Raw genomic sequence first — 3,666 nt, forward strand, 5'->3', positions numbered from 1 at the left:
GGGGCCGCGGCGCCGGCGCGCCGCTGGCGTGGCAGGTATGGGGCGGCAGTTTTCATATGGATCGCTGGTCAGAGAGCGGGAAAAAGACCCGGCCGGCGAAAGAGAGTTGGCTGGCAGGCCTTTCGGCCTCCGGGTCGCTCAGCACCCTGAGCTGGGCGGCTACGGGCTATGGCTACGACAACCAGGCGGTGGGGGAAACCCGCCTGACGCTACCGCTGGGCGAGTCGATCAACGTTAATCTGCAAAATATGCTGGCCAGCGATAGCTCGTGGAGCAGCGTCGGCAGCATCAGCGCCACGTTGCCCGGGGGATTCAGTTCAGTGTGGGTTAACCAGGAGAGAACCCGCATTGGCGATCAATTGCGGCGCAGCGATGCCGACAACCGGGCGATCGGCGGCACCCTCAACCTGAACGCGCTGTGGTCGAAGCTGGGGACGTTCAGCGTCAGCTACAACGATGACCGTCGCTACAACAGCCATTACTACACCGCGGATTACTATCAGACGGTCTACAGCGGCGCCTTTGGCTCGCTCGGCCTGCGGGCGGGGATCCAGCGCTATAACAATGGCGACAGCAGCGCCAACACCGGGAAATATATCGCCCTCGATCTGTCGCTGCCGCTGGGCAACTGGTTCAGCGCCGGGATGACCCATCAGAACGGCTACACCATGGCTAACCTCTCAGCGCGCAAGCAGTTTGATGAAGGCACTATTCGCACCATCGGCGCCAATCTGTCGCGGGCCATCTCCGGCGATACCGGGGATGACAAAACCCTCAGCGGCGGCGCGTATGCCCAGTTCGACGCCCGCTACGCCAGCGGCACGCTGAACGTCAACAGCGCGGCGGACGGCTACGTCAACACCAACCTCACCGCCAGCGGCAGCGTCGGCTGGCAGGGCAAAAATATCGCCGCAAGCGGACGAACCGACGGCAACGCTGGGGTGATCTTCAACACCGGGCTGGAGGACGATGGTCAGATCAGCGCCAGGGTTAACGGGCGGATCTTCCCGCTCAGCGGCAAGCGTAACTACCTGCCGCTCTCTCCCTATGGTCGCTATGAGGTGGAGCTGCAGAACAGCAAAAACTCGCTCGACAGCTACGACATCGTCAGCGGGCGCAAGAGTCATCTGACCCTTTATCCGGGCAACGTCGCGGTGATTGAGCCAGAGGTGAAGCAGATGGTCACCGTCTCCGGCCGTATTCGTGCAGAAGACGGCACGCTGCTGGCGAATGCGCGGATTAACAACCATATCGGCCGTACCCGCACCGATGAAAACGGCGAGTTTGTCATGGACGTGGATAAGAAATACCCCACTATCGATTTCAGCTACGGCGGCAATAAAACCTGCGAAGTGGCGCTGGAGCTCAGCCAGGCGCGCGGCGCCGTCTGGGTGGGGGATGTGGTCTGCAGCGGCCTCTCGTCGTGGGCGGCGGTGCAGCAGTCAGGAGAAGAGAATGAAAGTTAATGCACTGATGGCGCTGGCGATCCTCGCGCTGCTCTGGCCGGCAGCCGCGCTCAGGGCGGCGGTGACCAAGACCACCTGGTCGGATGCGCCGGCGCGCGAGTTTGTGTTTGTGGAAAACAACTCCGACGACAACTTTTTCGTCACCCCCGGCGGGGCGCTGGATCCGCGTATGACCGGCGCTAACCGCTGGACCGGCTTAAAATACACCGGCTCCGGGACCATCTATCAGCAGAGTCTCGGCTATATCGATAACGGCTACAACACCGGGCTCAATGCCAACTGGAAGTTTGATATGTGGCTGGAAAACTCACCGGTTTCACACCCCTTAACCGGCCTGCGCTGCATCAACTGGTACGCCGGGTGCGATATGGCTACCAGCCTGATCCTGCCGCAGACCACCGACGCCAGCGGGTTTTACGGCGCGACGGTGACCAGCGGCGGCGCGAAGTGGATGCACGGCATGATGTCAGACGCCTTCTATCAATATCTGCAGCAGATGCCGGTCGGCGGCAGCTTTACGATGACCATCAATGCCTGTCAGACCTCGGTGAACTACGATGCCAGCAGCGGCGCGCGCTGTAAGGATCAGGCCTCCGGTAACTGGTATGTGCGCAACGTCACCCACACCAAAGCCGCGAACCTGCGGTTGATTAATACCCACTCGCTGGCGGAGGTGTTTATCAACAGCGATGGCGTGCCGACCCTCGGGGAAGGGAACGCCGACTGCCGGACGCAGACCATCGGCAGCCGCTCAGGATTAAGCTGTAAGATGGTCAACTATACCTTGCAGACCAACGGCTTAAGCAACACCTCGATCCATATTTTCCCGGCGATCGCCAACTCGTCGCTGGCCTCGGCCGTCGGGGCGTACGATATGCAGTTCAGCCTCAACGGCAGCTCCTGGAAGCCGGTGAGCAATACCGCTTATTACTACACTTTCAACGAGATGAAGAGCTCAGACTCGATCTATGTTTTCTTCTCCAGCAACTTCTTTAAGCAGATGGTGAACCTCGGGATCAGCGATATCAACACCAAGGATCTGTTCAACTTTCGCTTTCAGAACACCACCTCGCCGGAGTCAGGCTGGTATGAGTTTTCCACCTCCAACACGCTGATTATCAAGCCTCGTGATTTCAGCATCAGCATTATCTCCGACGAATATACCTCGGCGCCGTCGCGCGAGGGGTATGTCGGCAGCGGCGAACCGGCGCTCGATTTCGGCTACATCGTCACCACCAGCGGTAAAACGGCCGCCGATGAAGTGCTGATCAAGGTGACCGGACCGGCGCAGGTGATTGGCGGGCGTTCCTACTGTCTCTTCAGCTCCGATGACGGTACGGCGAAAGTGCCGTTCCCGGCGACGCTCTCTTTTATCACCCGCAGCGGCACGACGCAGACCTACGATGCCGGGTGCGATGACAGCTGGCGGGATATGACCGATGCGCTGTGGCTGACCACGCCGTGGACCGATATCTCCGGCGAAGTGGGGCAGATGGATAAGACCACGGTGAAATTTTCGATTCCGATGGATAACGCCATTTCGCTGCGTACGGTAGACGATAACGGCTGGTTTGGCGAAGTCAGCGCTTCAGGAGAGATTCATGTCCAGGCGACGTGGCGCAACATTAACTAAGGCCCTGCTGACGGTGGGCTGCCTGCTGGCAGCGCCGCTGGCGCAGGCGATCTCGGTCGGCAACCTGACCTTTTCCCTGCCGGCTGAAGCGGATTTCGCCAGCAAACGGGTGGTCAACAATAATAAAAGCGCGCGGCTGTACCGCATCGCCGTCAGCGCCATCGATCGCCCGGGCGGCAGCGAAGTCCGCTCCCGGCCGGTGGATGGCGAACTGCTGTTCGCCCCCCGCCAGCTGGTGCTGCAGGCAGGTGAGAGCGAGTATTTTAAATTTTACTATCATGGGCCGCGGGATAACCGCGAGCGCTACTATCGGGTCTCGTTTCGCGAAATCCCCACCCGCAACCTGACGAGGCGCAGCCCGACCGGCGGCGAGGTCAGCATGGAGCCGGTGGTGGTGATGGATACCATTCTGGTGGTGCGCCCGCGCGAAGTGCAGTTTAAATGGTCTTTCGATAAGGTGGCCGGGACGGTGAGCAACACCGGCAATACCTGGTTTAAGCTGCTGATTAAGCCCGGATGCGATTCGACCGAAGAGGAGGGGGGGGGGGGGGGGGGGGGGGAGGGAGA

2 protein-coding genes and 1 pseudogene are annotated in these 3,666 nt (G+C 60.5%); all 3 read left to right on the forward strand.

Going from position 1 to position 3,666, the window contains the following annotated elements; all coding sequences use genetic code 11:
- A partial coding sequence (locus HMPREF9538_RS30090; protein WP_009485299.1) for a CS1-pili formation C-terminal domain-containing protein occupies positions 1-1,466 on the forward strand: 1,466 nt, incomplete at its 5' end.
- On the forward strand, positions 1,456-3,099 hold the full coding sequence (gene ecpD / locus HMPREF9538_RS12140; protein ID WP_002890060.1) for a fimbrial adhesin EcpD: 1,644 nt from the start codon (positions 1,456-1,458) through the stop codon (positions 3,097-3,099). The genes HMPREF9538_RS30090 and ecpD, both read left to right, overlap by 11 nt.
- Before the next feature lie 25 nt (positions 3,100-3,124).
- Positions 3,125-3,666: pseudogene (locus HMPREF9538_RS12135) on the forward strand (fimbria/pilus periplasmic chaperone); the annotation flags it as partial.

It is taken from the genome of Klebsiella sp. MS 92-3 (assembly GCF_000195655.1).
In the GTDB taxonomy this organism is placed as follows: domain Bacteria; phylum Pseudomonadota; class Gammaproteobacteria; order Enterobacterales; family Enterobacteriaceae; genus Klebsiella; species Klebsiella pneumoniae.